The following is a 3231-nucleotide window of genomic DNA, read 5'->3' as shown; positions in this document are numbered from 1 at the left end:
TCCTTCGTCGCGATCGCCGCAGCCCTCATCTGCTACCGCCGACTCACCAAATGAGACGTCGTCTAAGCGTTCTTCGCCCGGGTCCTCGGACCCAGCATCGAGGTGCCATGTCGATAGCAGCGCTGACGTGGCTTGAGGGACTGACGCTGATGGGCATGCCCACATGCGCTCGATCACTGCTGATGCGTCGGGTCGATCTACAGGCATGTCCGGCTCGTTGCCGCGGAGATCCGATCCGGGCCTCCCCTTACGCACGAGGCGGCGCAGCCTGCGCGCGTCGGAGGTCAGCGCGCTCGCCACTCATCCTCAAGCATGCCGAGGCGTTCAAGAACTCGCGCGGATGCGCTGTTGCGCCCGTTGAGACGCCCGATGATGCGGTGTAGCCCGAGTTCTTCGAAACCCCAGCCGCAGCATCACCTGGGTTGCCTCCATGGCGTACCCCTTGCCGCCCTGGTCTGGGTGGAAGATGTAGCCGATCTCACCCTGCCGGTGCTCTCGGCTTGTCCAAAACAGCACGACATCGCCGATCACCGTGTCCGTCTCTGGCAGAACCACCGCCAGCACCAGATTGCCACCCTCCCTCTCGAGGGTCGCCGCCTGAATTCTCTGCTGCAGCGACTCCCGCACCTGACCACGGTCACGGGCGCCGCGGTGACGACCGCCGGCCGACCACACCTCGCCCAGCTCCGTCCGGTGGACAGGCTGGCCGGCTGACGGCGAACGACACCCCGCATCGGCGACCATGAGCAGGACCTCGAACCGTCTCATCCTCCTGGCTCCCCACTCGGCTCACACGCGCGGGCCGGCTGCCCCAGGGAGCGGCTCCTGGCTCGCGCGATGGCGCAGGCGATGCTCCCTGCCTCGATGGGATGCTGACGCAGGTTTCCCTCGATCGCCGTGCGGAAGCCGATGAACCACAGGCCCGGTGAAGGGGACGACGCAACCGGTAGTCCCGCGGCGTTGAGAACACTCACATGGGGGCGGTATCCGGTGGGGGCGAGCACGAGATCCGGTCGGAGGCGGCGGCCGTCGCGCAGGACCACCTCCTCGCTTTCGAATCGGCTGATCTCCGTGACGACTTCCAGCCGGCCGGCTTTGAGATGCCGGACGAAGCCCTGATCGATCGCGACGGTGACGCCGGTGGTTGGCATTCGTTCGTAGGGGCCCGACGGCGGGGCGGGCAGCCCGTAGCGGGAAAGGTCGCCGAAGGCGAGCTTGGCCAGCGATCGGGCCGCGGCGTCGCGCAGGCGTTCCGGCAGTACGCCAAGATCGCGATTGTGGTTTCGGGCTTACCTTGGCTGGACCCCAACCCGGCGGGAAAGCAGCGCGGTCAGGAGGCCAAGAAGGACTGCCCGCAGCCGCCGCCCACCACCCCGTCCTCGTCGGGAACCCCGTCGGCCACGATGACCGCGACGTCCTCCTAGAGCTTGGAAAGGTCGACGATGACGTACTGGTCGCCTAGCTGGTAGCCCAGCAGCCGCCCGTCCGCCTCCGGCATGGGCAGGGACATGCTGCCCTTCTTGTCGGGCCGGATTCCGAGATCGGCAGATGTCCCCGTGGTCAGGTCGTGGAGGACGATGCCGTCTCGGGTGGGCGTCGTGAAGAAGCGCCCTCCTGTGGGCGGCGGAACGGGCCCTCTGGTGCCGGGCAGGTCGCGCTGCTGGGAACCGTCGCGCGACCGGATGAAGGGCTTGCCCTCTTCCCGCTCGCCGCTGCAGATCTGCGTGTCGCAGGTGACATTCCGCTCACCGGGGTGGGTGACGGCCGTGTTGGTCTCGCCGGTCTCGACGTTGAGGATCTCATCGAACCTGGCGCCCTCGACGGGACCGTATTCCCCGCCCGAGCCGACCCATGGCCAGCTCAGGACATGGAACTTCTCCGCGCCCGGCACCGGCTCGACGGTTCCGCCCCCGAGGGGAACCGTGAACACCCCGCCGCTACGGAAGGAGAACATGATCTTGCCGTTTCCGATCGCCAGCCGGTCGAGAGCGGCGTCGTTGTCGCGCTCCTCGGTCGGAACCGGGGCCTGGTGAGATGCCACGATCTTCGACTCGCCACCGGTCACCGGCGCCGACCACAGCTGCGCCGTGCCGCCCTTGAGCGCCGTCCACCACACGACCTGCCCGTCGCCGACCGTGAAGTCGGAGGCGAAAAGCACCGTTCCCTTCGGTGTCGGCACATCAGCGATCTTGCGCACCTCGCCGGTGCCAAGGTCGTAGGCGTAGATCCCGTCGGTCTTCTCGAAACTCGACGAGGTCTCGATGAGCAGCGTGTGGTCGTCGAGGAAGAGCTCGGGACGGTACGCGCGGCCGTCGGGCAGCTTGGCGGGGATCTTCCTGACCGCCGCCGGCCACACCTGGTCGATCGCGGGTGGCCGCGGCAGCACCTTCTCCTCATCCTCTGCGAGCGTGGCCTCTGACGTGGTCGCAGCCGAGGCGACCGTGGTGGGCAGGCCGACTGAGGTGGCAGGGCCCGCGGCCTCGGGGCCGCCGCGCAGGACGAACGCAGTTCCCGCCGCGACCACGACGACGGCCGCAGCCGCTCCCATGGCCTGCGCCCGCTGCCGGCCCCGCCGATGACGGCCTTCCAGGTGTACGGCGAGCGTCGCCGGCGCGTGCGGCGCCTGTTCCGCGGCGTGGCCGAGGGTCTGGCGCAACGTGGTCTCGAGATCGTTCATCGGGCGCTTCCCTGGGTGGTGGTGGACGGCTGTGACGGGAGTCGATGGTCCTGCGGGACGGCGTCGCGCAGCTTGTCGAGCGCGCGTGAGGCCTGGCTGCGTACGGTGCCGCGGGAGACGCCGAGCACCTGGGCGATCTCCGCGTCGCTCAGCTGCTCGTAGTAGCGCAGCACCAGCACGGCTCGCTGTTTGCGCGGCAAGCCGGACAGCGCTCGCCACATCTGCTCTTCCATCCCTGTGGGCAGCGTGTCGTGGTGCTCGCGCTCTGGTAGGTCCCAGGCGAGCAGCTCGCGGCGGCGCAAGCGCCAGGTCGCGATGTGCAGCCTGGCCATGGTGGTGCGGGCATAGCTCTCGGGATTGTCCTTGCGATGTACCCGCGACCATGCCCGGCGCATCCGCAGCAACGCCTCCTGCACGAGGTCGGCGGCGTCATGCGTGTTGCCTGTCAGCACATATCCGTACCGCAGCAACGCGTCACTTCGTTCTGCGACGAGGTCACGTCCACGGACGTGGTGTATGAATCGATCTTCGCGTGATCCTGTTTATGCAGGTTA

Annotated in this window: 4 protein-coding genes and 1 pseudogene; 1 reads left to right on the top strand and 4 read right to left on the bottom strand. The window is 68.1% G+C overall.

What is annotated here, in order from left to right; translation table 11 throughout:
• Positions 1–284: 284 nt before the first annotated feature.
• Together ACFSKW_RS50135 and ACFSKW_RS50130 are read right to left on the bottom strand one after the other, a co-directional pair.
• Positions 285–371, bottom strand: a complete 87-nt coding sequence (locus tag ACFSKW_RS50135; RefSeq protein ID WP_379582120.1) for a hypothetical protein — start codon at positions 369–371, stop codon at positions 285–287.
• Positions 372–492: 121 nt separating this feature from the next.
• Positions 493–744, bottom strand: a pseudogene (locus ACFSKW_RS50130) (hypothetical protein); the annotation flags it as partial.
• A 230-nt stretch (positions 745–974) separates the two neighbouring features.
• Here ACFSKW_RS50130 and ACFSKW_RS50125 point away from each other — a divergent pair.
• Positions 975–1424 carry a hypothetical protein gene (locus ACFSKW_RS50125; protein ID WP_379582118.1) on the top strand — a complete coding sequence of 150 codons (450 nt, stop codon included), beginning with the start codon at positions 975–977 and terminating at the stop codon, positions 1422–1424.
• On the opposite strand, the gene ACFSKW_RS50120 is transcribed toward ACFSKW_RS50125, so the two are convergent.
• Together ACFSKW_RS50120 and ACFSKW_RS50115 are read right to left on the bottom strand one after the other, a co-directional pair.
• Positions 1421–2677: a TolB-like translocation protein gene (locus ACFSKW_RS50120; RefSeq protein WP_379582116.1), complete on the bottom strand. Its 1257-nt coding sequence runs from the start codon at positions 2675–2677 to the stop codon at positions 1421–1423. The genes ACFSKW_RS50125 and ACFSKW_RS50120 overlap by 4 nt on opposite strands.
• Positions 2674–3129, bottom strand: coding sequence for a SigE family RNA polymerase sigma factor (locus ACFSKW_RS50115; protein ID WP_379582114.1), 456 nt, complete (start codon positions 3127–3129; stop codon positions 2674–2676). Before ACFSKW_RS50115 ends, ACFSKW_RS50120 begins: the two co-directional genes overlap by 4 nt.
• Positions 3130–3231: the final 102 nt, after the last annotated feature.

Source organism: Nonomuraea mangrovi (genome assembly GCF_042681425.1).
GTDB lineage: Bacteria > Actinomycetota > Actinomycetes > Streptosporangiales > Streptosporangiaceae > Nonomuraea > Nonomuraea mangrovi.
This window is presented reverse-complemented; position numbering and strand designations above follow the sequence as displayed.

What these genes read in the sequence shown, in the direction of transcription:
- ACFSKW_RS50125 (WP_379582118.1), top strand. Translation starts at nt 975, where the DNA reads ATGGGGGCGGTATCCGGTGGGGGCGAGCACGAGATCCGGTCGGAGGCG.
- ACFSKW_RS50120 (WP_379582116.1), bottom strand. Translation starts at nt 2,677, where the DNA reads ATGAACGATCTCGAGACCACGTTGCGCCAGACCCTCGGCCACGCCGCG.